Annotated in this window: 29 protein-coding genes; all 29 read left to right on the top strand. The window is 50.2% G+C overall.

What is annotated here, in order from left to right:
* Window positions 1–19 precede the first annotated feature (19 nt).
* Window positions 20–1,810, top strand: a complete 1,791-nt coding sequence (locus Q6A92_RS06500; RefSeq protein ID WP_332237434.1) for a flagellar hook-length control protein FliK — start codon at window positions 20–22, stop codon at window positions 1,808–1,810.
* A gap of 3 nt (window positions 1,811–1,813) precedes the next feature.
* The gene (locus tag Q6A92_RS06495) at window positions 1,814–2,269 is read left to right on the top strand and encodes a flagellar hook capping FlgD N-terminal domain-containing protein (protein ID WP_274397413.1); all 456 of its coding nucleotides are present in this window, start codon (window positions 1,814–1,816) and stop codon (window positions 2,267–2,269) included.
* A 150-nt stretch (window positions 2,270–2,419) separates the two neighbouring features.
* Window positions 2,420–3,202 carry a flagellar hook-basal body complex protein gene (locus tag Q6A92_RS06490; protein WP_274397412.1) on the top strand — a complete coding sequence of 261 codons (783 nt, stop codon included), beginning with the start codon at window positions 2,420–2,422 and terminating at the stop codon, window positions 3,200–3,202.
* A 58-nt stretch (window positions 3,203–3,260) separates the two neighbouring features.
* Window positions 3,261–3,494 (top strand): flagellar FlbD family protein, encoded by a 234-nt coding sequence (locus Q6A92_RS06485; RefSeq protein WP_274397863.1) that lies wholly within the window; start codon window positions 3,261–3,263, stop codon window positions 3,492–3,494.
* On the top strand, window positions 3,476–3,910 hold the full coding sequence (locus Q6A92_RS06480) for a flagellar basal body-associated FliL family protein (RefSeq protein ID WP_274397411.1): 435 nt from the start codon (window positions 3,476–3,478) through the stop codon (window positions 3,908–3,910). Before Q6A92_RS06485 ends, Q6A92_RS06480 begins: the two co-directional genes overlap by 19 nt.
* A gap of 33 nt (window positions 3,911–3,943) precedes the next feature.
* The gene (gene fliM / locus Q6A92_RS06475) at window positions 3,944–4,942 is read left to right on the top strand and encodes a flagellar motor switch protein FliM (protein ID WP_274397410.1); all 999 of its coding nucleotides are present in this window, start codon (window positions 3,944–3,946) and stop codon (window positions 4,940–4,942) included.
* Window positions 4,935–6,158 (top strand): flagellar motor switch phosphatase FliY, encoded by a 1,224-nt coding sequence (gene fliY, locus Q6A92_RS06470; RefSeq protein ID WP_332237433.1) that lies wholly within the window; start codon window positions 4,935–4,937, stop codon window positions 6,156–6,158. Before fliM ends, fliY begins: the two co-directional genes overlap by 8 nt.
* Before the next feature lie 58 nt (window positions 6,159–6,216).
* Window positions 6,217–6,579: a response regulator gene (locus Q6A92_RS06465; RefSeq protein WP_274397406.1), complete on the top strand. Its 363-nt coding sequence runs from the start codon at window positions 6,217–6,219 to the stop codon at window positions 6,577–6,579.
* 17 nt (window positions 6,580–6,596) lie between these two features.
* On the top strand, window positions 6,597–7,286 hold the full coding sequence (locus Q6A92_RS06460; RefSeq protein ID WP_274397405.1) for a flagellar biosynthetic protein FliO: 690 nt from the start codon (window positions 6,597–6,599) through the stop codon (window positions 7,284–7,286).
* A complete protein-coding gene (gene fliP / locus Q6A92_RS06455) occupies window positions 7,279–7,953 on the top strand; it encodes a flagellar type III secretion system pore protein FliP (protein WP_274397404.1) in 675 nt (224 codons plus the stop codon). Before Q6A92_RS06460 ends, fliP begins: the two co-directional genes overlap by 8 nt.
* Window positions 7,954–7,969: 16 nt before the next feature.
* Window positions 7,970–8,239, top strand: a complete 270-nt coding sequence (gene fliQ, locus Q6A92_RS06450; protein WP_274397403.1) for a flagellar biosynthesis protein FliQ — start codon at window positions 7,970–7,972, stop codon at window positions 8,237–8,239.
* A gap of 17 nt (window positions 8,240–8,256) precedes the next feature.
* A complete protein-coding gene (gene fliR, locus Q6A92_RS06445; RefSeq protein ID WP_274397402.1) occupies window positions 8,257–9,030 on the top strand; it encodes a flagellar biosynthetic protein FliR in 774 nt (257 codons plus the stop codon).
* A 5-nt stretch (window positions 9,031–9,035) separates the two neighbouring features.
* Complete coding sequence (gene flhB / locus Q6A92_RS06440; RefSeq protein WP_274397401.1) at window positions 9,036–10,148, top strand: flagellar biosynthesis protein FlhB; 1,113 nt, start codon at window positions 9,036–9,038, stop codon at window positions 10,146–10,148.
* A complete protein-coding gene (flhA, locus tag Q6A92_RS06435; RefSeq protein ID WP_274397400.1) occupies window positions 10,145–12,178 on the top strand; it encodes a flagellar biosynthesis protein FlhA in 2,034 nt (677 codons plus the stop codon). Before flhB ends, flhA begins: the two co-directional genes overlap by 4 nt.
* Window positions 12,175–13,275 (top strand): flagellar biosynthesis protein FlhF, encoded by a 1,101-nt coding sequence (locus Q6A92_RS06430; RefSeq protein WP_274397399.1) that lies wholly within the window; start codon window positions 12,175–12,177, stop codon window positions 13,273–13,275. Before flhA ends, Q6A92_RS06430 begins: the two co-directional genes overlap by 4 nt.
* A complete protein-coding gene (locus Q6A92_RS06425; protein ID WP_274397398.1) occupies window positions 13,265–14,146 on the top strand; it encodes a P-loop NTPase in 882 nt (293 codons plus the stop codon). Before Q6A92_RS06430 ends, Q6A92_RS06425 begins: the two co-directional genes overlap by 11 nt.
* Window positions 14,147–14,148: 2 nt before the next feature.
* A complete protein-coding gene (locus tag Q6A92_RS06420) occupies window positions 14,149–15,246 on the top strand; it encodes a protein-glutamate methylesterase/protein-glutamine glutaminase (RefSeq protein ID WP_332237432.1) in 1,098 nt (365 codons plus the stop codon).
* A gap of 2 nt (window positions 15,247–15,248) precedes the next feature.
* A complete protein-coding gene (locus Q6A92_RS06415) occupies window positions 15,249–17,342 on the top strand; it encodes a chemotaxis protein CheA (RefSeq protein ID WP_332237431.1) in 2,094 nt (697 codons plus the stop codon).
* A 13-nt stretch (window positions 17,343–17,355) separates the two neighbouring features.
* On the top strand, window positions 17,356–17,820 hold the full coding sequence (locus tag Q6A92_RS06410) for a chemotaxis protein CheW (protein ID WP_274397394.1): 465 nt from the start codon (window positions 17,356–17,358) through the stop codon (window positions 17,818–17,820).
* A 5-nt stretch (window positions 17,821–17,825) separates the two neighbouring features.
* The gene (locus Q6A92_RS06405) at window positions 17,826–18,440 is read left to right on the top strand and encodes a chemotaxis protein CheC (RefSeq protein WP_274397393.1); all 615 of its coding nucleotides are present in this window, start codon (window positions 17,826–17,828) and stop codon (window positions 18,438–18,440) included.
* A complete protein-coding gene (locus Q6A92_RS06400; RefSeq protein ID WP_274397392.1) occupies window positions 18,437–18,919 on the top strand; it encodes a chemotaxis protein CheD in 483 nt (160 codons plus the stop codon). Before Q6A92_RS06405 ends, Q6A92_RS06400 begins: the two co-directional genes overlap by 4 nt.
* A 30-nt stretch (window positions 18,920–18,949) precedes the next feature.
* Window positions 18,950–19,714, top strand: coding sequence for a FliA/WhiG family RNA polymerase sigma factor (locus Q6A92_RS06395; protein ID WP_274397391.1), 765 nt, complete (start codon window positions 18,950–18,952; stop codon window positions 19,712–19,714).
* Between the two features lie 24 nt (window positions 19,715–19,738).
* Window positions 19,739–20,320, top strand: coding sequence for a hypothetical protein (locus tag Q6A92_RS06390; protein WP_274397390.1), 582 nt, complete (start codon window positions 19,739–19,741; stop codon window positions 20,318–20,320).
* A gap of 143 nt (window positions 20,321–20,463) precedes the next feature.
* Window positions 20,464–21,219, top strand: coding sequence for a 30S ribosomal protein S2 (gene rpsB / locus Q6A92_RS06385; protein WP_274397389.1), 756 nt, complete (start codon window positions 20,464–20,466; stop codon window positions 21,217–21,219).
* A 98-nt stretch (window positions 21,220–21,317) separates the two neighbouring features.
* Window positions 21,318–22,199, top strand: a complete 882-nt coding sequence (gene tsf, locus Q6A92_RS06380; RefSeq protein ID WP_332237430.1) for a translation elongation factor Ts — start codon at window positions 21,318–21,320, stop codon at window positions 22,197–22,199.
* A gap of 168 nt (window positions 22,200–22,367) precedes the next feature.
* A complete protein-coding gene (gene pyrH / locus Q6A92_RS06375) occupies window positions 22,368–23,090 on the top strand; it encodes a UMP kinase (RefSeq protein WP_274397387.1) in 723 nt (240 codons plus the stop codon).
* 3 nt (window positions 23,091–23,093) lie between these two features.
* A complete protein-coding gene (frr, locus tag Q6A92_RS06370; protein ID WP_274397386.1) occupies window positions 23,094–23,654 on the top strand; it encodes a ribosome recycling factor in 561 nt (186 codons plus the stop codon).
* Window positions 23,655–23,787: 133 nt separating this feature from the next.
* On the top strand, window positions 23,788–24,579 hold the full coding sequence (locus Q6A92_RS06365) for an isoprenyl transferase (protein WP_274397385.1): 792 nt from the start codon (window positions 23,788–23,790) through the stop codon (window positions 24,577–24,579).
* Window positions 24,576–25,370, top strand: a complete 795-nt coding sequence (locus Q6A92_RS06360; RefSeq protein WP_274397384.1) for a phosphatidate cytidylyltransferase — start codon at window positions 24,576–24,578, stop codon at window positions 25,368–25,370. Before Q6A92_RS06365 ends, Q6A92_RS06360 begins: the two co-directional genes overlap by 4 nt.
* Window positions 25,371–25,372 lie beyond the last annotated feature (2 nt).

The raw sequence follows: 25,372 nt of genomic DNA, 5'->3' as shown, positions 1-25,372 counted from the left end.
TTTGAAAGGAGGTGATAGCATGACCATGAATCAGGTAACTGTCCCGGTTTCAACCGTTTCCGGCACGGTGAGCCCGCTCAAAAAAAATTCTGAAAAACAAACGGCCAATTCCTCTTTTTCAGCGATTATGAGCCGGTTCCGTTCGCCTGCCGACCCTTTGGCAGACGGGCAGGATCCGAAGGGAGCCTTCAATGAGAGCCCATTTCCGTCAGCCGGCCGGCCGGCGGAAAAATCCGGCAAACGATCAGATACTTCGGATTCCGCAGCGGAAAAATCCAATGAACGATCGGGTATTTCGAATTTCGCGGCGGAAGAATCCGGCAAACGATCAAATATTTCGGATTCCGTGGTGCGGAAATCTAAAAAACGATCGAATACTTCGGGTTCTGTATCGGAAAAGAAGAAAGAAAAACAGGAAAAGCGATCGACGCTCGGTCCGGCTGAAACGGATCTCCCGACCGCCGATGTATCGGCCGACGTTAAAAGTGAAAAATCAAGAACCGGCAGCAGCACGGATATGCCGAAAATCAAACGGCATCAAGGCAGTGCTCAGGCTGCAGCCGCGGAGCCGGCCGGGACAAAGGGTGCGGTTTCTCCGAAAACGGGAAAGCCGCATGCCGCCTCTTATTCCGTCCTTTCCGTTAAACTTTCGCAGGCTGCCGCGGTAAAAGGAACGGACCGCTTGGAAGCAACGAACGGTCCTCCCGGATTTCACTCCGTCCTTTCTGTCAGGGCTGCGACGGCTGAAGGCGCAGAAAAGAGTTCTGTGCCCCGGCCGCCGGGCGATCGGAAAACAGGCGGTTCGCAGGCTTCCGAAGGAACGGAAGCCGCTGCAGCGGCCGGCCGGAAAACAAATGTGACAAATTTCTCAACCGAACATTTTGTGAAGGGCAAGGGATTAACGGCTGCGGCGGCCGGTTCCCCGGAGAAATCAGCTGGTCCTGCTGCTCAGCCGTCTGAGCTTCCGGCCGGTCCGTCGGCCGGAAGCATTCAGGAGGCAGTGAGTTCAAGAGAAATGGGATCTGCTTTATTAAGTGGGGGGCTCCAGGCGGCGCGGATGAGCGATTCCGCGGCAGCGGAAGTTCAGACCGCTTTGATTCATCGCCAGTCTGACGGGAAGCAGAACCGTTCTTTTTCTGCAGATCCGATAACAGACAAAAAATTGATATCGGCAGAAACAACGAATAAATCTTTAACATTGAGCGGCCGGGAAGCCGGCACGTCACCCGCTAAAGAAAGCGGATCTGAGCATTCAGGCCCGCTGCAGCCCTCCGTTTTCGGCAGGCCGATGAGTAAAGTGGAACTGTGGATGGCTTTTCAGAAGGGCGGCGGGTCGGCGGATAAGGAAACGCCCGTGCCCAGGCAGGTTTCGGAGACCGTCTCGGAATGGCTGGCCAAGTCGTCTTTTCACATGGACAATAATGGGGAGCAGACACTGACAATGACGCTTAAACCCGAACAGCTTGGCCGGGTGATTATTACGCTGACGAAGAACGCAGACGGCGGCATCGCCGCCCGGATGGCGACCGAGACGAAGGCTGCGAAAGACTTGCTCGAGTCGGGATTGATTCAGCTGAAGGAGAATTTTGCCGGCAGCGGGATTCCGATGACCCAAATCGATGTCGTGAGAAGCGGGCAGACTTCAAGTGCTATGTTTCAGCAGGCGGCTCAGAACCAGCAGTCCTTTCAGGGAGGCGGCGGCCAGTCGGGCGGCCGGAAAGAGGAGCAGCGGCAAAAGGCGGAGACGATGTCGGTGGAAAATGAGGATCACGGCCATTCATTTCTGGAATGGCTGACGGGAGGAATCTAAAGAATGAGTACATCTCCAACAACAGCGGCAGGTTCGGCCTCGGCAGTGTCGTCAAGCTCGAGCAGTACCCTGAACAAGGACGATTTTCTGAAGCTTCTCGTGGCGCAGCTGACCAACCAGGACCCGACGTCACCGATGGATGATACGCAGATGGTTTCGCAGTTGGCTCAGTTTTCAGCTCTTGAACAGACACAGAACGTGGCAACGGCGGTCAATCAATTGGTAGCTGTCGAAAACAATAACAGCCTGTCCAGCCAGGCTACGATCATCGGCAAAGAAATCACCTGGCAGCCGGCGGATGACGGCAGCAGCGATACAACGCCGGGTCCTGCAAGCGACATCGTCAAATCGGTAACATTAAAAGACGGGCAGATCAGCTATATAACAAACGGCGGGCAGTCGGTGGATCCGTCGACGGTTACGGAAATCAGTGATTCATCAGGAAGCAAGGCATCGTAGCGGGAAATCAGGGATTGAAAGAGACGCATATTTTTCGAATGTTAACGGAACGATTGTGATCAATCATTGAAAAAGCGGCCGTACCTTTTTAAGAAAGGCTGAGGCTGCGGATTGTATAGAAGCAGCCGATTAAAAAAGGAGGAATCATTCATGTTATTGCGTTCATTAGGGGCAGGCGTTTCGGGATTGAAGAACTTTCAGACGGATCTGGATGTGATCGGCAACAATATCGCCAACGTCGACACGGCGGGATTTAAGAAGGGCCGGGTTAATTTTGAAGATATTTTCAGCCAGCAGCTGCAGGGAGCGCAGGCGAACCAGAATGGGATTCAGGTCGGCCTCGGCTCGCAGACCGGTTCGATCGACAATATCACGACCGGCGGCACGGTCAACCCGACAAGCAATCCTTATGACCTTGCCATCAACGGCGAAGGCTATTTTCAGGTCAGCGACGGCTCGGGCAATGTCTATTACACAAGAGCAGGGGATTTTAAGCTGAACAGCGCGGGAACCGCTCTTGTCAATTCACAGGGAATGACGCTTACTGTTGATCCGACCGGGCAGGATCACAATACTTATCAGGATCTTTCCTCATTTACGGTTGACAAACAAGGCAACATTGTCGGAACGACGACGGCCGGTGCGAGTGTGAAGCTGGGCCGGGTGGAACTCTTTACGTTCTCGAATCCGGCAGGACTTGATAAAGTGGGCAACTCACTGTTTCAGGAATCGGCCGCATCCGGCGCTGCCGACGGAACTGCGGCGACAAACGGCCAGGGTGATATCCAGCAAGACGCACTCGAACTTTCCAATGTCGACCTGACCGATGAAATGACGAATCTGATTGAGGCAGAGCGGGCCTATCAGGCAAATTCCAAGACGATTACGACGGCCGATCAGGTTCTTCAGACGCTTGTCAATCTGAAACAGTGATGGAAGGGAGGATAGAGCAGGGTGCTCGCTTCGGAGCCCCGCTCAATTTTTGACACTTATGATTCAGCTGACACGCTTTAACGGACAAACTTTTCTATTAAATGTTTTTCTTATTGAACAAGTCGAGGCCCTGCCCGACACGACGATCACATTGACAACGGGTAAGAAGCTGGTTGTCAGGGAAACGGCCGATCAGGTCGATCAGCGCATAACCCGTTTTCTGAAACAAATCTCCTGGATGCCTGCGGCTCGGGCGGAAGAAAGTGTCATGCGATGTTTAAAAACAGAGTAGTCGGTACGTTGTTTGTTATCATGGCATTGATGATTATCGGCATTGCCGCCGCTTTCTTTGTGATGAATCGAACAGCCCAGAGTAAGGTCGATGTGAAAAATCCGACCATTGATCAGATCGTCAACAATCTCACGGTGACGACGGGAGAGATTACAACAAACATTAGCGGAGATCACTTCATTAAGGTTGATTTCAAAATACAGGTTTCCAACAGTGCCGCTAAGGACGAATTAACCAAACGATCTTTTGAGGTAAAGAACGCCGTCATTTATACGGTTTCCGGCATGAAGCCCGCAGACGTTCAGGATCAAAAGGGAATAGCAAATCTGGAGAACCTGCTTCGAAACCGGCTGAACGGTTTTCTAAAGAGCGGAACGGTGACACATGTTTATACGACCGAGAAAATCGTTCAGTAAGCCATCACAGGGTGAAAAGAGATGATCCGATAATTGGCCGATATATTGTCGCAGTCTGAAATCGATGCGCTGCTCTCAGCCATTTCAACAGGTGAGATGGATGCTGAAGAGCTGAAAAAAGCAGAAAGTAAACCTAAAGTCCGTATTTATGATTTTAAAAGAGCCCTGCGGTTTTCGAAGGACCAGATCAGAAGCCTGACCCGGATTCATGAAAATTATGCGAGAATGCTGACCACTTATTTTTCCGCCCAGCTGAGGACTTACGTGCAAATATCCGTGGCTTCCGTGGATCAGGTCCCTTATGAAGAATTTATCCGCTCGATTCCGTCGACTACGGTCCTGAATATTGTCGAGGCCCCTCCGCTGGAAGGGCACTTGATCATTGAGATTAATCCGAATGTCGCCTATTCCATGCTTGACCGCCTTCTGGGGGGTGAAGGCACCAGCATTAACAAGATTGAGAACCTGACCGAAATTGAGACCAATCTGATGAAAAGCCTGTTCGAAGGATCTCTTCCTTCTTTAAAAGAGGCATGGTCCTCCGTCGTTGAGGATCTTGATCCCAGGTTGCTTGAATTCGAGACCAATCCGCAGTTTCTTCAGCTTGTCTCTCCGAACGAGACGGTTATTGTCATCTCGCTGTCGGCGGTCATCGGCAAATCCAGCGGCATGATTAACCTCTGTATCCCTCACGTTGTCCTGGAGCCGGTGATCCAGAAACTGTCGATGCACTATTGGATGAATGAAAAAAAGAATGATCCGACAGAGGAAGAGTATCATGCACTGCGGCGACGTGTTGAAAATTCAGTGGTAGATATGCGTGCCTGTCTGGGAAGTTCAAAAATTACCGTGAAAGAGCTGCTGCAGTTGGAGGTCGGGGACGTGATTAAGCTGAATCAGCATTTGGAGGATCCGATTGTGATTGAAGTCGGGGGTTTTCCTAAATTTATCGCTCAGCCAGGGAAAAAGAATAAGCAAATGGCTGTTCAAATCATTAAACCCAGCATAGAGGAGGATACCCTTAATGAGTGACGGACAACTTTCACAAGAAGAAATCGATGCACTTCTCGGCCGTCAGTCAGGTGCCGATAAGCAGGAGGCCCCGAAGAAGGAAGCTAAAGAAGCTAAAACGGAAGATTTGTCCGAGCTCGAAGAAGACGTGCTCGGCGAAATCGGCAATATCTCTTTCGGCAGTGCGGCAACCGCCCTGTCCACCATTTTGAATCAGAAAGTCGAAATTACGACGCCTGTGGTCCGGATTGTCAACAGACATAGTCTCGGCGAAGAATTTCCCGTTCCCCATGTGTCCGTACTGGTCAACTATACACAGGGATTTCAGGGATCGTGCATGCTCGTGATCCAAACGCAGGATGCCAGCGTCATTGCCGACCTGATGATGGGCGGGGACGGGACCCATCCGACCTCCGAAATCAATGAAATGGAAATGAGTGCCGTCCAGGAAGCGATGAACCAGATGATGGGCTCATCTTCCACAGCGATGTCGACAGTCTTCAATCGCCGTATCGACATTTCACCGCCCGAACTGACGTTAATGGATGTGAAAACCCATCAGGGAACCGAATATATTCCGGCGGATGAGAACATGTTTGAAATTTCCTTCAGCCTTAAGATAGGGGCGTTGGTCGACTCCCATATCATGCAGCTTGTTCCGATTCCCTTCGGAAAACAGCTTGTCAGCCTGCTGATGAGCGAGACGGGCGGCGGTCAAGGCAATAAAAAAGAAGAGCCGGCTGCCGGCGGAGAATCAGATAATCGTTCCGAAGAAAAAACGGCGGCGGCAGCGGAACAGGCCGTCCGGACGTCGCCTCCGCCGAATCCCGAAGCCCGGAAAGAACGGGAAAACAGTGCCGACAAGGCTCAATCCGGCCGTTCCGCGGAACGGCCGGATCCAGGCGCCGATCATAAAGACGTCCGGCCGGCGGAGTTTTCCGATTTCGGCGAGGAACCGCCTTTATCCGGCAAGAAAGCACCGCGCAATCTGGAGCTCTTAATGGATATTCCGCTCGACGTCAGCGTCGAACTCGGGCATACGCAGAAAACCGTAAAAGAAGTACTTGAATTGGGCCCGGGGTCGATTATTGAGCTGGATAAGCTGGCCGGCGAAGCTATTGACATTTTGGTTAATCAAAAGTATGTGGCAAAAGGCGAAGTCGTCGTCGTCGATGAAAATTTTGGCATCCGGATTACCGAAATACTGAATCACTTCGATAGAATTAAAGATCTATAAACCTTTTCATCCAATAGAGTAAGAGACAACATGCTTAAAAACTTTTGGAGGGATTTTTGTGGCGGGACGCATTCTTGTTGTAGACGATGCAGCTTTTATGAGAATGATGCTGAAAGATATTCTGACAAAGAACGGATACGAGGTCGTGGGCGAGGGGGCGAACGGGAACGAGGCGGTGGATAAATATGAGGAGCTGAGGCCGGATCTTGTGACCCTGGACATCACAATGCCGGAGCTTGACGGGATTCAGGCGCTGAAAAAAATCCGGTCAATCGATACGGACTGCAAGGTCATCATGTGCTCCGCAATGGGTCAGCAATCGATGGTGATCGATGCCATTCAGGCCGGAGCCAAAGACTTTATCGTCAAACCCTTCCAGGCCGACCGCGTCATTGAGGCGATCAAAAAGACTCTGGGGTAATTGAGGAAGGTGACAGTGTGTTTCAAAGATGGCTGTTCTCTGTGATTGTCGTTCTCGCCCTTTTTCTCGGGCACGGCGCCAATGCTTCGGCTGCGAGCTCCGGAAACGGGACAGTCGAAGATATGTATAAAAGTCAGCAGAATACGCAGCATTCGGTTACCCAGACCAAGAGTACGGGAAGCAGCAGTACGGCTGCGAATAGTCAGTCGGGCGCTTCGATGAACGGAAATACGAATCTGTTCGTCGCTTTCTTTCAATTAGTCGTTGCTTTGCTGGTCGTTCTCGGACTCATCTATCTTTTGTATCATTTTGTGGCCAGACGGACCGGAAGATTCCGTGAGGGCGGTTTGCTGAAAAATTTAGGCGGCGTATCCGTCGGTCCCAACCGTTCGGTACAGCTCATCCGCCTTGAAAATGAAGTTCTGGTGGTCGGTGTCGGCGAGTCGGTGCGGCTGCTCAAGGAAATAACGGATCCGAAGATCATTGAAAGCCTGGTCAATCAGGAGGAAAAGCCGCAGCTTATCGAAAGCCATGTCAGGAAGATTGTCAATTGGACGGCGGAGAAAACGTTGAAAAAACGGAACGTGCAGGATAAAGACAGGGCGAAATCTTTGAAGCTGCAGCTTAAGGAATCTCTTAATCGATTGGAAAAGGAGCGCTCAGATAGAATGGAAGAGATTTTACAGGGGGAAGAGAAGCATGAATAGCATACCGGGGATCTCTTCGAGTTTTTTCACAAGTCAGCCTCAGGGAGTAGCGACGACCGTACAGCTCCTTCTTGTCCTGACGATCCTGTCCCTTGCTCCTGCCATTCTTATTATGATGACGTCCTTTACACGCATTATTGTCGTTCTGTCTTTTGTACGGACGTCCCTGTCGACTCAGCAGACACCGCCCAACCAGGTACTGATCGGGCTGGCTCTTTTTCTGACCTTTTTCATCATGGCGCCGGTCTACGGACAGATCAACACGAACGCCATTCAGCCTTATCTGAAGGGGAATATCAGCCAGCAGCAGGCGATCAAGAAGGCCGAAGCGCCGGTTAAAGAATTTATGGCCAAAGAGACGCGCCAGAAGGATCTTGAACTGTTTATGAGCTACGGAAAGTACAAGATGCCGAAAAAAATCGACGATATTCCGCTGACGGCCCTTGTCCCCGCATTTACGATCAGTGAACTGAAAACGGCCTTTCAAATGGGCTTCATGATTTTTATTCCCTTCCTGGTCATTGACATGGTCGTTGCCAGCATCCTGATGGCGATGGGAATGATGATGCTTCCGCCTGTGATGATTTCGCTTCCTTTCAAGATTTTATTATTTATTATGGTAGACGGATGGTACTTGATTGTTGCATCGCTCCTAAAAAGTTATTAGGAAGAAGGGTAGAAAAATGAGTTCGGAAATGGTCCTTTCCATTGCGGATCAAAGTGTGATGGCGATCTTGATGGTCGGCGGCCCGCTGCTCATCATCTCGCTGGTTGTCGGTCTGATCGTCAGTATTTTTCAGGCGGCGACGCAAATTCAGGAACAGACGCTGGCTTTCATACCGAAGATTGCATCGGTTCTGTTCGGGTTGATTTTTTTCGGCCCGTGGATGCTGGAGAAAATGCTCGCATTTACGGAGAACATTTTTGCCAATCTTCCTAACTTTATCAGATAGCAAGGGAACAAAAAAGAGTGTCTATTCTAAATATCATTCCTGTATTTTTACTTGTTCTGGTCAGAATTGCCAGCTTTCTGGCGACAATGCCTGTTTTTTCCTATCGGACCATTCCGGCCCGGACTAAAATAGGGCTCGCGGTTGCACTGTCCTTACTAATCGATGTGACTCTGTTCAAGAACCAGACAATACCTCTCGACGGGACGTTTTTTCTTCTGATAATCAAAGAAGCGGTCGTCGGATTGTCGATGGGTTTTGTAGCTGCCGTGATCACGTATGCGGTGGAGCTGGCCGGTTCATTTATCGATCTGCAGATGGGTTTTGCCATCGCCAACACGATCAGCCCCGAAAACGGAGTTTCTTCTCCGCTGACCGGCCAATTGCTCAGCATGCTTCAGGTGCTTTTTTTCCTTGGCGTCGATGCCCATCATATGCTGATCAGCGGTTTAATGTACAGTTTTAAACTGATTCCGCTCAGTTCGATGAATATACACCTGGCAAGCGGGAACACGGTCGATTTCGTGGCGCGGCTGACCGCACAGATGTTTGTGATTGCCATGCAGCTTGCCATGCCGATTATCGGCTGCCTCTTTCTTGTGGATGTGGCGATCGGTCTTGTGGCCCGTACCGTACCGCAGGTTAACGTTTTTGTCGTCGGGCTGCCCATGAAGATCATCGTCGGATTCCTGGTGATGCTTATTGTCTTTCCAATGTATATCGGACTCTTTCGCGTGATTTTCGACTCAATGACGGACATTTTCAGCAATTATATGCGCCTGCTGGGGAGTTAGTGTCTATGCTACATTTTCATTATCCTGTCGATCTGCAGTATTTTGCAGGAGAGAAAACTGAAAAGGCGACGCCGCACAAACGTGAAGAAACCCGGAAAAAGGGACAGGTTTTCAAGAGTGCCGATCTGAGTACAGCAGTCAGTCTGCTTGCTTTTTTCCTTTATTTTCGAATAGCGGGCGGGTCGGTCGGCGAAAAGCTTTCGGAAATGATGACCAATATTTATAGTAATAAGCTGCATACGGATCTTACAGAAAATAATGTTCATCAGCTGTTTTCCGAAATTACGCTTCAATCTCTCAGTATGCTGCTGCCGATTCTGATACTGACACTGGTCGTCGGCATCGCGGGACAGCTGTTTCAGGTCGGTTTCCTTTTTCACCCTGAATTGCTGCTGTTCAAGGCCGAACGTATCAGCCTGCTGAGCGGGTTGAAGCGGATTTACTCCTTGAGAGCCGTTATTGAACTATTGAAATCCATTCTGAAAATTTCAATCATTGGCCTTGTCGCCTTTTCAGTCATCTGGATCAACCGTGCGCCCATATCGGAAACCGCCAGTAAATCAATCGGAGACGGCCTCGGCACGATGGCCACGGTTGTCCTGGATATGGGCCTGGCAGCCTCTCTGGCACTGATTGTGCTGTCTCTGCTTGATTATCTGTTCCAAAAGTACGACTACGAAAAAAATATACGGATGTCCAAGCAGGATATAAAAGATGAGTACAAAGAGATGGAGGGGGATCCGCAAATAAAGGCGAAAATCCGGGAAAGACAAAAACAGATGGCCATGCACCGCATGATGCAGGATCTTCCTCATGCAGACGTCGTCATTACCAACCCGACGCATTTTGCAGTTGCACTGCAATATGATGCCGAAAAAATGAGTGCGCCGAAAGTTATTGCCAAAGGTTCGGATTATCTTGCCTTGAAGATAAAAGAGATCGCGCGGGAGCACGGGATCACCATCATTGAGAAGAGGCCGCTCGCAAGGGCTCTTTATCACCGGCTTGAAGTCGGCGACTCTGTGCCCGAAGAGTTTTTTAAGGCGGTTGCTGAAATACTTGCCTATGTTTATCGTTTGAAAGGAAAGGCCGGAAGGCGGAGAGGAGGGAAACAATGAAAAGCCGGGATTATATTGTGATGTTTGGCGTGATTATGATCGTCATGATGCTGATTATCCCTCTTCCGTCATCTTTGCTCAGCTTTCTGATTGTATTGAATATATCTCTTGCCCTGATCATTCTCCTCATCACCCTGAATGTGCGGGAGGCACTGGATTTTTCGGTTTTTCCTTCTTTGCTCCTGATTATGACTCTGTTCAGGATCGGATTGAATGTTTCGACGACCCGGCTGATCCTGTCAAAAGGGGACGCCGGCCAGGTTATCTCGGCTTTCGGCCAGTTCGTTGTCGGCGGCAATGTGATTGTCGGCCTGGTCGTTTTCATGATTCTGATCATCGTCCAGTTCATCGTGATCACGAAAGGGGCGGAACGGGTCGCCGAAGTCGCCGCCCGCTTCACGCTGGACGCGATGCCGGGCAAGCAGATGAGTATAGATGCCGATATGAATGCGGGACTGATCAATGATCAGGAGGCCAAAAAAAGGCGCGAGAAGATAACGCGTGAAGCCGATTTCTACGGAGCGATGGACGGCGCCAGTAAATTTGTAAAGGGCGATGCAATTGCCAGTATGATCATCGTCGCCATTAACTTAGTTGTCGGCATGATCATCGGCATGGCGCAATTGGGGATGTCGCTGGCGAGTGCCGCACAAAATTTCAGCCTCCTGTCTGTCGGCGACGGCATTGTCAGCCAGATCCCCGCCCTGCTCATTTCGACAGCGACAGGCATTGTGGTGACGCGGTCTTCGTCGGAAAGCAACATGGGAAAAGAAGTGGCCGATCAGCTGCTCGCCTATCCGGCGACGCTGGTTGTCACCGGTATCGTGATCTTTATCCTCGGGCTGACGCCGATCGGCATGGTCGCGACATTGCCGATTGCCCTGCTTTTGGTTGCCGGGGGTCTGATGATCCGGCGCAATCGCCGCAAGGCCGTACAGACTGTTGCTGAAGATCAGGGCAGGCAAAGGGAGCAGAAGTTCAAGAGCCAGGAGAACGTGATCAGCCTGCTGAATATGGATCCGGTCGAATTCGAATTCGGCTATGCACTGGTGCCGCTCGCGGACAGCAGCCAGGGAGGGGATCTTCTGGACAGGATCGTCATGATTCGGCGCCAGCTTGCGCTTGAACTGGGAATCATTCTGCCGGTCGTCCGCATCCGCGACAACATTCAGCTTGAGCCGGACAGTTATCGGATCAAGATCAACGGAAGTGAGGTAGCAAACGGCAAATTGATGCTCGATCATTATCTGGCAATGAGCCCCGGCGTTGAGGACGATTCCATTAAAGGAATTGAAACGAAGGAGCCGGCATTCGGACTGAAGGCGCTTTGGATCGATGAACCGACAAAAGAACGTGCGGAAATGGCCGGATATACCGTTGTAGACCCTCCTTCAGTCGTTTCAACGCATCTGACGGAAGTGCTGCGCCGTCATGCTTACGAACTGATCGGGCGCCAGGAGGTCAAGCAGCTTGTCGATCATTTGAAAGAACAGTATCCCGCGCTTGTCGAAGCCGTGACACCGGAACCGCTCAGCATCGGCGAAGTGCAGAAAGTGCTGGTTAATTTATTAAAGGAAAAACTGTCGATCAGAAAACTTCCTGTTATCTTTGAAACGCTCGCCGATTATGCTCCGATGACCAAAGATCCGGGATTGCTGACCGAATACGTGCGTCAGTCTCTGTCCAGACAGATTACCGAACAGTTTGCGAAACAGGGCGAGTCGCTTAAAGTGCTGACGCTGAGTCCGGATCTTGAGCGGAAAATTTCGGAGTCCGTGCAGAAAACGGAGCACGGGAATTTTCTGGCGATGGATACCGAAACCACGACAAGACTATTGAAAAATTTATCGGAGGCTGTCGGGAAGTGGGCGGACATGGACAGCGATCCGGTGATCCTCTGTTCGCCTGCCGTCCGCATGTACGTTCATCAGTTGACAGAACGCTATTTTCCGAACATTTACGTTTTGTCCTATAATGAACTGGAAACGAATGTGGAAGTCCAAAGCATCGGGGTGTTGAATGCGGCATGAAGATGAAGAAAATTATTGCTCCAACGATGACCCAGGCCATTGAGAAAGTCAAACAAGAGCTCGGAAACGATGCGGTTATTTTTCATACGAAAAAAGTCAAAAGCGGCCGTTTCTTTAATCTGTTTAAAAAAGAAAATGTAGAGGTGCTGGCAGCAAGTGATCCGGAACAGGATTTCCCGCTAAAAACTCTTTCGAAGACTGCCGAAAATAAGGATGAAAAGCCGCTTTTTCTTGCCGATAAAGAAATCGGCCTGCCCTTTCGCAGGACAGCGGATAAGGTTGACCGATTGTTTTCGGGACCCGAAAACGTCGAACGGTTTCGTAAACTGCTGAAAGATCAGGGGTTAAATGAAAAACATATCGATGAGCAACTGCAATTGCTGGTCAAGAAATGGTATCAGAGTGATGAAAAACTGACGGGAGCGGAACTGTCGCGTCTGCTGCGGGCGCAGCTGATCCAAAAGCTGGATCCGCGCCGTTTTCAAAGCCCGATTCTGCCCAACAAATATGTGATGCTGATCGGTCCGACCGGGGTCGGGAAAACGACGACCATCGCAAAACTGGCAGGGCGTGCCGTACTGGACGAAGGGAAAAAGGTAGCGTTTATCACTTCCGATACGTTTCGCATTGCAGCCATCGATCAGCTGAAGATGTACGCAGATATTTTAAATATTCCTATAGATGTAGCCTACACGGAGAAAGATTTCCAGGAATTGATCGAGAAATACGCGGATTTCGATCATGTTTTCATCGATACGGCGGGCAGAAATTTTCAGAATGAACAGTACATCCGGGAACTTGCCCGGCTGATCAACGATGATCGGCGCATCGGCCTCTACCTGGTTATTTCGGCAACTTCCAAGTATGAGGACATCAGTACAATGATCGATCAATTTAATCGGCTGCCGGCAGAACGGCTGATCGTCTCTAAGATTGACGAAACACAGACTTACGGAGCCATTATCAGCACGCTGCTGAATCATCCGCAGCTGACTCTTGCTTACATAACGAATGGACAGAATGTTCCGGATGATTTGCAGGCTCCGGACGTTCGCGAACTGATAAATCATATGCTGGGTGATATCAATGAACAATGATCAGGCTGAAAAATTGAGACAGCGGGCAGCTGCTGAAAAAAAAGCCGATTCGGAAGCCGTCGTTATCGGTGTGATCAGCGGTAAAGGCGGTGTCGGCAAATCTGTCTTTTCCGTGAATTTTTCCATTGCGCTGAGCGAGATGGGCAAAAAAATGCTGATTATTGATCTGGATATCGGAATGGGCAACATCGAACATCTGGTGGGCCGCTCGTCGCTTCCCGATATTGCGGACTGCGCACACGATCATCTTCAGCTTTCGGATGCTATTTTCAAAGGACCCGGGAATATTTCTTTCATTGCCGGAGGAAACGGTTTGTCTACACTGTTCCGTCCGGATGGAGAGCATCTTGATGCTTTTCTCAGGCAGATCGAACAAATCAAAAGAAACTATGATTTTATTCTCTTTGACTTTGGAGCCGGCGTAACGGACGATATGCTTCATTATATTCTTGCCGTTCACCAGATGATTCTGGTGACGACGCCGGAGCCCCCGGCAATGGCGGACGGCTATTCCGCTCTTAAAATAATCTGTTCAAAAAATGCTGCACTGCCGGTTTTCTGTGTGGTGAATATGACGGGTAATTCACGTGAGGGGAAAGAAACGTGGCAAAGATTGTCCGGAGCGGCGAAAAAATATATTCATATCGATCTGCAGTGGCTGACTGCTTTACATCGCGACAATGCCGTAATTCGTTCTGTGAGAGAACAAAGCCCCTGTGTTCTCCGCTATCCCCATTCCAGATTCAGTATTGACATGAGACTTTTGGCGCGGGCTTTCCTTGTGCAATATCAGCATGAACAGGCCGTTTCTTCATTTTCTCCGTTTGTCTTAAGAGTCAAAAAATATTTTGAACTATTGAGAGGTAAGTAATTATGGACCCCATTCGAGTGCTGGTTGTCGACGATTCGGCCTTTATGAGGCAGACATTAAAAGCCATGATCGAAGAAGACGCGTCCATGCGCGTGATTGCAACAGCAAGAAACGCCGATGATGCACTGAGAAAACTGGCGAAATACGAACCGGATGTCGTAACTCTGGATATCATTCTTTCAGGAGAAAAAGACGGCCTTTATGTCCTTCATGAGATGATGTCACGGCAGCCGACACCGACTATTGTAGTCAGCGGGGCTTCGGACGAAAGCGCAAATTATGTGATTGAAGCGATCAGCAGCGGAGCGTTTGATTTTATTTTCAAGCCCTCTGCCAGGCCGGGAGATATCGAACGGATTCAGCTTGAACTGCAGACAAAAATTCGTCAGGCTGTTCGTTCGAGACAGGCCGTTCACTCCCGGACAATGGAACGCAGCGGAGAGGAGCCTCTCCGGTCCGATTCCGGCATCCCGTCGGCGACAGCCGGGACAGCAGCGGCCGCCGGCGACGCGTCGCTTGTCCTGATCGGAACTTCGACAGGCGGTCCGAAAGCTCTGCAGACCGTTGTTCCCGCCCTGAAGAAAAATTTGCCGGCTCCGGTTCTGATTGTCCAGCACATGCCCCCGAAATTTACTCAATCGCTTGCGGAACGGCTGAACGGACTCTCACAGCTGACGGTCTGCGAAGCAAAAGATGGCGAAGTTCTCAAGAAAGGGCGTGTCTATATCGCACCCGGGGGTATTCATTTGCAGGTCTCACAGGATGAGGGCGGCGGCCTTTCCGTTCATCTTCTCGATTCGGTGCCTGTCCACGGGGTCAGGCCTGCCGTGGATGTGACGCTTAGATCTCTTCTGCAGATTAAAGCCTGTTCTTTTGTTATTGCGATTTTAACCGGAATGGGCAGGGACGGTGCCGAAGGCCTGGAAGCGTTGAAGAAAAAAAGAAAGAATATTTATGCCATAGCTGAATCAAAGGAGTCATGTATTGTATACGGTATGCCCAAGGCGGCAATAGAGACGGGGAAAGTCGACGAGGTATGTCCGCTGACTCGGGTTGCTCCGGCAATCTGCCGCCAATTTGGAATTCAGGGAGCTGACTGAAAATGGACATGAGCCAGTACTTAGGGGTATTTATTGATGAAGCCCGTGAGCACTTACAGAATCTGAATGATAAATTATCGGTCATGGGGGAGAACGGCGGCGATCCCGAACTGCTCAACAGTATTTTCCGGTCCGCCCATACTTTAAAAGGCAGTTCGGGCCAGATGGGGTTTGCAGATATGATGGAACTGACGCATACGATGGAAAATGTTTTCGATGCGCTGCGGCATGAAAAAATTGAAGTGTCCGATACAATGATCGATGTTTTATTTGAAGCTCTGGATATGCTGGAATCAATGGTCGACTCTATTGAACAAGGCGGCAGCGACAAAAAAGATGCGACGGCCGTGACGGAAAAACTGCGCGCGCTTACCGGCGGTTCGCAGGAGGCTCCGCAGCGGACAGCCGAGGCCAAAGAGGCTGCAGCGGCAGCCGCCGAAAAAGCGGCCGGCCCGGACCGAAGCAGGCCGGCCGGAGCGGACGGTTTTGACGATTACGAGAATGAGGCGGTGAAGCAGGCACTGGCTCAGGGCATGAACGTTTATCGGGTCGTCGTGACATTGCATCGGGATTGTGTGCTGAAAGCGGCCCGTGCTCTGATGGTCTCCAACGCGCTCGAAAAAATCGGCACGATCATGAAGTCCGTTCCGTCTACTGAAGACATTGAGAATGAGGCCTTTGACAGACAGTTTACTTATTTTCTGGTTACCGGCAAGAAAGAAGAAGACGTTTATACCGCTGTAATGGCTATTTCGGAAATTGACCGTGCCGATGTGTCTCCGGCCGGGGCCGGCGGTTCCGGGCAGCCCGGCAAAGAGGCGGATCAGCCGAAAACAAACGGCCGCGGGCAGAAAAACGAGCCGCCTGCCCGACAGGGCCGTCCGGCCATCGCCAAAACGATCCGCGTCAATCTCGACCGGCTCGATCATCTCCTTAATCTTTTTGAAGAAATGATTATTGACCGCAGTCGCCTGGAAGATATTTCATCTTCTCTTCATAACCCGGAATTGAAGGAATCGGTCGATGCGCTGAAAAGAACATCCGACCAGCTTCAGGAAACGATTCTGAATCTGCGAATGGAACCGGTTGAACAGGTATTCAACCGGTTTCCAAGAATGGTGCGCAGCCTGTCGAAAGAGCTGAATAAAAAAGTAAAACTTGTAATCAGCGGAGCGGAGACAGAACTGGATCGAACGGTCATCGATGAAATCGGCGACCCGCTGATGCACATGATTCGCAATTCGATGGATCACGGCATTGAACATCCGGATGTCCGCAGCGAAAAGGGTAAATCTGTGGAGGGAATTCTTTCGCTTAAAGCCTATCACAGCGGCAGCCACGTCATTATTGAAATCGAAGACGACGGAGCGGGCATCAACCGCGAGAAAGTCCTGGCGAAGGCGGTGGAAAAAGGCCTTGTAGCTAAAGAGTCGGCCGCTCTTCTTTCAGATCAGGATGTTTACCATCTGCTCTTTGAATCCGGATTCAGCACAGCGGATAAAATTTCCGATATTTCAGGACGCGGCGTCGGGCTCGACGTCGTCGAGAGCAAAATTCATTCGCTGAGCGGGACGGTTCAGGTCGATTCAGCACCCGGCAAGGGGACTAAATTTACGGTAAAACTCCCCCTGACTCTTTCCATTATTAATGCCCTGATGATCCAGACCGGCACGGAAATATATGCCGTACCGATTACCTCGATCGTCGAAACGGCGCTGATCCGCCAGTTGGAAATCCGTTCGGTAAACGGTCTCCGGGTCATGAACTATCGGAACCGGATTGTCCCTCTGCTCAGTCTTAAAGAGTACCTGAATATTCCGGCTTCCGAAGAGACGTCATCCGACCCAAAGAAAAGCGAAGCAACCTGCTCGGGTTCTGTCGTTCTCGTAAGAAGCGGCGACAGGCTGGCAGGCATTGTCACGGAAAAACTGCTCGGTTACCAGGATATCGTCATTAAACCATTGGGCCGGTATTTAAAATCCGTGAAAGGATTTTCCGGCGCAGCCATTCTTGGCGACGGGAAAGTCGCATTGATTCTTGACTGCCGCGTCCTGACCGGCCGGCAGACGAAGAGGTCCCAAATAGAAAATGCATGAGGAGGAATGGAACATGGAAGGAGAGTCATTCAAGGTCATTCTTTTTAAACTGAATGGTGAAACGTACGGTGTCCCGATTGACCAGGTGCTGTCCATTGAACGTGTTCAGCCCGTGACGCGAGTGCCGAATGCAGCGGAATATGTCCTGGGCGTGATGAATCTTCGCGGGTTAATCGTTCCGGTGATTGATGTGCGCCGCCGCTTTCATATGAACCGCAGCGAATTGACAGCGGAAAGCCGCGTCGTCATTGCCGATGTAGGCGAAATCCAGGTTGGCCTGCTCGTGGATTCGGCGAAAGAAGTCATGAATATTAAGAAAGACAGCATTGAAAAAACACCCGACATTGTCGGCGGACCTGAGGCGGAATACATAAATGGCGTCGCCAGGATTACCAATGACGATCTGCTGATTTTGCTGAATCTGGACCGGGTGCTGAGCGACGAAGAAATCGGTGAAATCAAACAAATCGAGGTGTGATACGGGTGGATGATTTTAAAAGGCTGCAGCCTGCTCATCTTGATCTGCTTAAAGAAGTGGGGAATATCGGTGCGGGCCACGCGGCTACCGCCCTGTCGCTCCTTTTAAATAAACGGATAGAGCTTAAGATTCCCGCAGTCAAGATGATGACTCTAGCCGAACTTCTTGACCGCGATACAGAAAAACATGTGGCTGCTTCATACATTCAAGTCGGGGGCGGACTGAACGGGCACTTTTTCATGATGTTCGAAGTGGGCCTGGCCAATCGGCTGATCCGGGAACTCGTGCCGGCGGCTTCGGTGTTTGACGGCGGAATAGGCAAATCGGCTTTCAGTGAAATCAGCAATATTTTATGCGGTTCTTATTTATCCGCTCTTTCCGCTTTACTGAAAGTATCTCTGAAGCAGTCTCCGCCGATCTGCGCGATTGATATGGAAGGCGCCATACTCGGCGAAGGGCTTGTCGAGCTTTCGCTTCGCGATGATTCGGTGATCTTAATGGATGCGGTTCTGCATGATTGTGCAAACAGCGATCAATTAAAAGGAGAATTTCTTTTTTTCCCCGCTCCTGAATCCATGGACGCTATTTTTAAATTAATGGAAGGGAAGTCGTCTTTGTGATTCATGTCGGACTGTCGGAAATTAAATTTGCTGAAAGTCCCGAAACGTTAAAAACGATGGGCCTTGGCTCGTGCGTCGGCGTGATTGTGTTCAGTGAAAGGGAACGAAGCGCCGGTATGGCCCATGTCATGCTGCCGGATTCATCGCTCGCCCGTTCGAATCATTTTCCACCCGGCAAATTCGCCAATACGGCGATTCCGGAAATGCTCAGGATGCTGACGATCCAACACGGGTTCTCTCCCGGATCGCTGAAGGCCAAAATAGCGGGAGGAGCCGAAATGTTCAAATCAAGCCGGCCGCTGCCTATGGGCAGTATCGGTAAACGCAACGTAGCAGCCGTAAGAAAACAGCTTGCATTTTTTCATATTCCGATTGTTGCGGAAGAAACCGGTGATGATTACGGAAGAACCATTGAATTCTTCACCGAAACATGCAGCCTTTTAATCCGTGCGATTTATAGAGGCGAGCGAATCATTTAGCCGGAAGTGCCAAAGGAAGGGGGAGAAAAGATGGCCAAAACTGATACCAGGGAATTGCAGTACTGGGACCGCTGGATCCGGTCGCGCGACAAGGATGCGGCTGACGATCTCCTTCGGCTTTACATGCCCCTTGTTCATTATCATGTACAGCGAATCAGCGCCGGACTGCCCCGGAATATTGATCGCGGCGAACTGCAAAGTTACGGGTTGCTGGGTCTCTATGACGCACTTGAAAAATTCGATAAAGAACGTGATCTGAAATTCGACACATACGCTTCATTCCGTATCCGCGGCGCCATTCTTGACGGCCTGCGAAGGGAAGATTGGATGCCCCGGTCGATCCGCGAGAAAAGCAAGAAAATTGAAAGAGCCGCGGAGAAAATCGAACAGGAAAAATTAGGCTCGGCGTCAATGGAAGAGGTTGCGGAATCATGCGGCATGAAGGTCGATGAAGTTTCACAGGTTCTCTCGGAAGGCCTGCTGTCGAATCTTCTCTCACTGGATGATAGTTCACCGACCGGAAAAAATGATTATTCTTCTGCCGCCATTGAAGATTTCCGGACCGTTCTGCCGGATACGCATCTGATTGATCAGGAAAACAGGCGCGCCCTTGCCCGGGAAATTGACAAACTGGGAGACAATGAGCGGCTTGTGATCACATTGTTCTATTATGAGGAACTGACCCTGACGGAAATCGGCCGGGTGCTCGGTCTGTCGACCTCGCGGATTTCCCAGATTCACAGTAAAGCCTTATTTAAATTGAGACGTTTTCTGAAGAGCCCGCTCTACGATTAATTTTGAGAATTGAAGGTGAGAACGGTGACGATCGCGTGGATCATTTTTAACTTTGTCCTGATTATTCTGATTCTGTATCTGATCCTGCATCTGTACCAGAGGATCCGGGTGCTTGAACAGATAAAGACCGATCGGATTCTTGACGATATAAATGAAGCTTTTACCGCTTATCTGGAAGATGTCCGCAAAGAAAACGAGCGGCTGGCTTCGAAAGTCGAGATTTTAATGAAAAAAAATGCAGTTTCGCCGGAAGAAACGGAAATGCAGGGAGAAAATACGGCCGGGCCGCTTCAGCCGGAAGAGGAGAAACGGTCCGAAACGCCTGCTTTCGGCCAATTGCTGAAAGAGAAAATCGCAGAAATTCCCGATGACGGAAATCCGGCCCAGGTTGCGGACGGCGAAGCGTCCGCCGATAAAACCGGGGAACCGGCCTCATGGGTACCGCCCGTTGATCAGATCCGGGACAGCCTTGAGGAATCGCCCTTTTTTCAGGCTATGAAACTTCAGAAAAAAGGGTACACTGTCAATGAGATAGCCAAAAAAATGAACCGCGGGGCAGGGGAGATTGAGCTATTGTTAAAATTCGGCAATAAAGTGTCCCGCTGATCTTGTAACCCTATTCGGTTTGTGGTATAGTAACGATTGGTGTCAATCACACACGCAGACTGATTCATGTACGGGTGCTGAATAATTCAGCCGTACATGAAAAAGAGGCCGGCGGAGGAATAAAACCAACAGGAGGATTTAAAATGGCAGTTATTTCTATGAAACAGTTGCTGGAATCCGGTGTGCATTTCGGTCATCAGACACGGCGCTGGAATCCGAAAATGAAACCTTATATTTTTACGGAGAGAAACGGCATCTATATTATTGACCTGCAGAAGACGGTCAAAAAAGTTGAAGAAGCCTACCAGTTTGTCAGAAGTATTGCGGCGGACGGCGGAAAAATTCTTTTTGTCGGCACAAAGAAACAAGCGCAGGATTCGGTGAAGGCCGAAGCGGAACGCTCGGGCCAGTATTACATCAATCAGCGCTGGCTGGGCGGTACGCTGACCAACTTCGAAACGATCAGAAAGCGGATCAAGCGGCTGAAAGATATTGAGAAGATGCAGGAGGACGGTACATTTGATGTACTTCCTAAAAAAGAAGTCGTCGGCCTCAGAAAAGAATTGGCACGGCTTGAGAAATTCCTCGGAGGAATCAAGGAAATGGAAAGCCTGCCTCAGGCACTGTTCGTGATCGATCCCCGCAAGGAAAGAATCGCAATTACCGAAGCGCGCAAACTCAGCATCCCGATCATTGCGATTGTGGATACAAACTGTGATCCCGATGAAGTGGATGTTGTCATCCCGGGCAACGATGATGCGATCCGCGCTGTCAAGCTTCTGACAGGGAAAATGGCCGATGCGGTTCTCGAAGCAAACCAGGGCGAAGAGACCGAGGAAGCTGCGGCTGCGCCGGAACAGGCGCAGGCCCCTGCCGAAGAACCTGTAAAAGCAGAATAAGAAAAGACATGGAAAGATAACAGGGTGATAAGGGGAAAAGCCTTTTATCACTCTTTTAGTGAAAAAAGCAAAAGGATAAAATGATAGGAGGATGCGCATTGGCTGCAATTAGTGCAAAATTGGTTAAAGAACTGCGTGATCTTACCGGCGCCGGAATTATGGACTGCAAAAGGGCGCTCTCGGAAACGGAAGGCGACATTAAGAAAGCAATAGATGTACTGAGAGAAAAGGGAGTCGCCAAAGCAGCCAAAAAATCGGGGCGGATTGCTGCTGAAGGCCTGACGGAGATCAAGATCGCCGGCAACAAGGCGGTCGCACTCGAGGTCAACTCGGAAACGGATTTTGTTGCCAAGAACGCAGAGTTCAGACAGTTGATTGAAACGCTGGCCGGACATCTGCTTAATCACGAGCCGGCGGATGTTGAGGAAGCTTTGAAACAGCGCCTTGACACAGGGGAAACGGTTAATGAATATATTAACGCCGCTATCGCGAAAATCGGAGAGAAGCTGTCTCTGCGGCGTTTTACCGTTCTCCATAAAGCAGAGAATGAAATTTTCGGCGCGTATCTTCATATGGGAGGCCGCATCGCCGCGCTGACCAGGCTTTCCGGCGGGGATGCCGAAACGGCAAAAGATATCGCCATGCACGTTGCAGCCATTAAACCGCGTTATCTCACGGAGAAAGAGATTCCGGCAGACGTAGTCGCCCATGAAAAAGAAGTTTTGACTAAAGAAGCACTGGGAGAAGGGAAGCCGGCCAATATTGTCGAAAAAATGGTTGCCGGCCGCCTCAATAAATTTTTTAAGGAAATCTGTCTGGTCGATCAGCCGTTTGTTAAAGACGGCGACGTCACTGTTAAGAACTATTTGAAGAGCAAAAATGCTGAAATCGTCGCATTTGTCCGTTATGAAGTCGGCGAAGGCATCGAAAAGAAAGAAGAAAATTTTGCTGAAGAAGTCAAAGCTCAAATGAAACAATGATTGGCGCCCGCGGATGTGCTGCAGGAACGGAAGGCATAAGAAACAGTTCGCGTTCTGTTCAACAGCTTTGCAGCATCTCTGTGAGACATAGGATGAAAAAATGGGGCACGGATCACGTGTCCCATTTTTTAGAATTAAAATTAAATACGGCGAAGGGATAGATGAATGATGCCGGAGAAGGCAAAATATAAGCGGGTCATCCTTAAATTGAGCGGAGAAGCACTGGCAGGTGCAAGCGGATACGGGATCGATCCGAAAGTCATCCGTTCAATTACCGAGCAGGTAAAGGAAGTGGTCGACCTCGGCGTTGAAGTGGCGATCGTCGTCGGAGCCGGGAATATCTGGCGCGGGAAAACAGGCAGCGAAATGGGCATGGACCGTGCGCAGGCCGATTATATGGGGATGCTGGCAACCGTGCTCAACGCGCTTGCACTGCAGGACAGCCTGGAGGGGCTGGGCGTTGAAACAAGGGTGCAGACGTCAATCGATATGAGGCAGGTAGCGGAACCGTATATTCGCAGACGGGCAATCCGCCATCTTGAAAAGGGACGTGTCGTTATATTTGCCGCCGGAACGGGGAATCCATATTTTTCAACGGATACGACAGCGGCGCTGAGAGCGGCCGAGATCGAAGCCGACGTGATTTTAATGGCCAAAAACAATGTGGACGGTGTTTATTCGGCAGATCCGAAAGTCGATAAAAGTGCTAAGAAATATAAAGAAATTTCGTATCTGCGTGTTCTGAACGAAGGCCTTCAGGTAATGGATTCAACGGCCTCTTCACTGAGCATGGATAACGATATTCCGCTTGTCGTTTTCTCACTGGCCGCGGGAAATATTAAACGTGCCGTTCTGGGGGAAGACATCGGTACGGTTGTAAAGGGGAGATAATCAATGGCTCAGGACGATATTCTGAAAGAAACAAAGGAACGCATGGAGAAAGCGGTGAAATCGTTTCAGCGCGAATTGGTGACGATTCGTGCCGGACGCGCCAATCCCTCGATTTTAAATAAAGTGACCGTTGAGTATTACGGTGCGGAAACGCCGCTGAGACAAATTGCCGCCATTACTGCGCCGGAAGCCCGGCTGCTCGTTGTCCAGCCATACGATCGTACGGCCATGGCGGATATTGAACGGGGTATACTGAAATCGGACTTAGGTATTACGCCGACAAACGACGGGACGGTCATCCGCATTGCCATCCCTCTGCTTACGGAAGAAAGACGCGCGGAACTCGTAAAACTTGTTAAAAAGATTGCTGAAGAAGCCAAGGTTGCCGTCCGAAACGTGCGCCGCGATGCGAATGATCAATTGAAAAAGATGGAGAAGAACAATGAATTGACCAAGGACGATGTTCGTGACGCTGAAGAAAACGTTCAGAAGCTGACCGATGGGACAATAAAAAAAATCGACATGATTTCAGCCGATAAGGAAAAGGAAATAATGGATATTTAGACGGCGCTGCGAATCACGCGGATGTTCTCTTTCACACATCCGGGATTAGTGAAGAATCAGAATGATTGACTGCTGACTGATGCGCCGTAAGATCCTGCTGTCTTCATTCAGCATCGACAATGGGGGAAAGAGGATGTTTGAGAAATTTTCCTTAACTAGGACAGGGAAAGCGGGCAAACAGGAACAGCTTCCCGACAGCCTGCAAAAAATTCCGGCGCACGTTGCCATTATCATGGACGGAAACGGACGATGGGCTCAGAGAAGAGGCCTGCCGAGAATTGCCGGACACCGGGAAGCATTAAAAACTGTCAAGAAAGTGACAAATGAAGCGAACCGATTAGGCATTAAGGTGCTCACGCTTTTTGCTTTTTCCACTGAAAACTGGAAACGGCCGAAAACGGAAGTGGAATTTCTGATGAAGCTTCCCGAGCAATTTCTCAACTCTTACCTTGCTGAATTAGTTGAAAATAACGTACAGGTCCGCATGATGGGAGATATGTCGCGTATCCCGTCCCACACCATGAGAGCCGTCGACCGGGCTGTAAACGAGACAAGAAATAATGACGGGCTGATTTTGAACTTTGCTCTCAACTACGGCAGCCATTCGGAAATTGTCGGTGCAGTGAAGGCCCTGATTCGCGATGTTCAGCTGAACAAGCTGGATCGGGAAAATATCGACGAAGAAGTGCTGTCCGGCTATCTGCTGAGCCATTCTCTGCCCGACCCCGATCTGCTGATCCGAACGGGCGGCGAGGTCCGTCTCAGTAATTTCATGCTCTGGCAGCTTGCCTACACGGAGCTGTTTTTTACCGATGTTTATTGGCCGGATTTTGATGAAGAGAACCTCCAGGAAGCTGTTCGGGAATTTGCAACGAGACAGCGGCGATACGGGGGGATTGAGGAAAAAGGGAGCGAGAAGCGATGAAGCAGAGAGTGATTACGGCGATCCTGGGCGGTGGACTTTTTATTGCAATCCTGGCCGTCGGATCCGTCCCGTTTGCACTCCTGTCCGCTGTGATTGCCGTGATCTGCTATATGGAACTGGCGGCAATGGACAAGCTTTCCTTGTTCTCTCCGGAAGTCTTACTCGGAGCGGTTTGCGTGGCCGCGATCGTCCTTGCTACGTTTTTTCCCTCGGAAGATGCATTTAATCTTCTGCTCATTAAGTTACTGGCGGTTCTGATGCTGCTGCTGATCGGTGCAACTGTCTTTCTAAAAAATCGTTTTCATTTTCAACAGGCTGCCTATCTCCTGATGTCGGTTTTTTACATAGGATTTTCTTATCATTTGCTTGTCCGGGCGAGGCTCGGCAGCTTCGCCCTTTCTTTGTTTGTGCTGATCATCATCTGGGCATCGGACAGCGGCGCTTATTTTATCGGCAGAAAGTGGGGCAGGCGCAAGCTTGCTCCGGAAATCAGCCCGAACAAGACCAAAGAAGGAGCAGCCGGTGCGCTGATTACGGCTTTGATCGTCGCCGTCCTTTTCCGGCTCATCCTGCGTGAACCGATTTTTCCATCGTGGGGGTTATACCTTCTCGTCACTTTGCTTATATCGGCTTTCGGTCAGCTGGGCGATTTGGGAGAGTCCGCACTGAAACGCCATTTCGGCGTTAAAGATTCGGGAAAAATCCTTCCGGGCCATGGCGGATTGCTTGATCGATTCGACAGTCTGATTTTCGTTCTGCCGATTTTATATTTGATTGGAGTTATTAACTGAAA

The organism is Sporolactobacillus sp. KGMB 08714 (assembly GCF_036598985.1).
GTDB lineage: Bacteria > Bacillota > Bacilli > Bacillales > Sporolactobacillaceae > Sporolactobacillus.
This window is presented reverse-complemented; position numbering and strand designations above follow the sequence as displayed.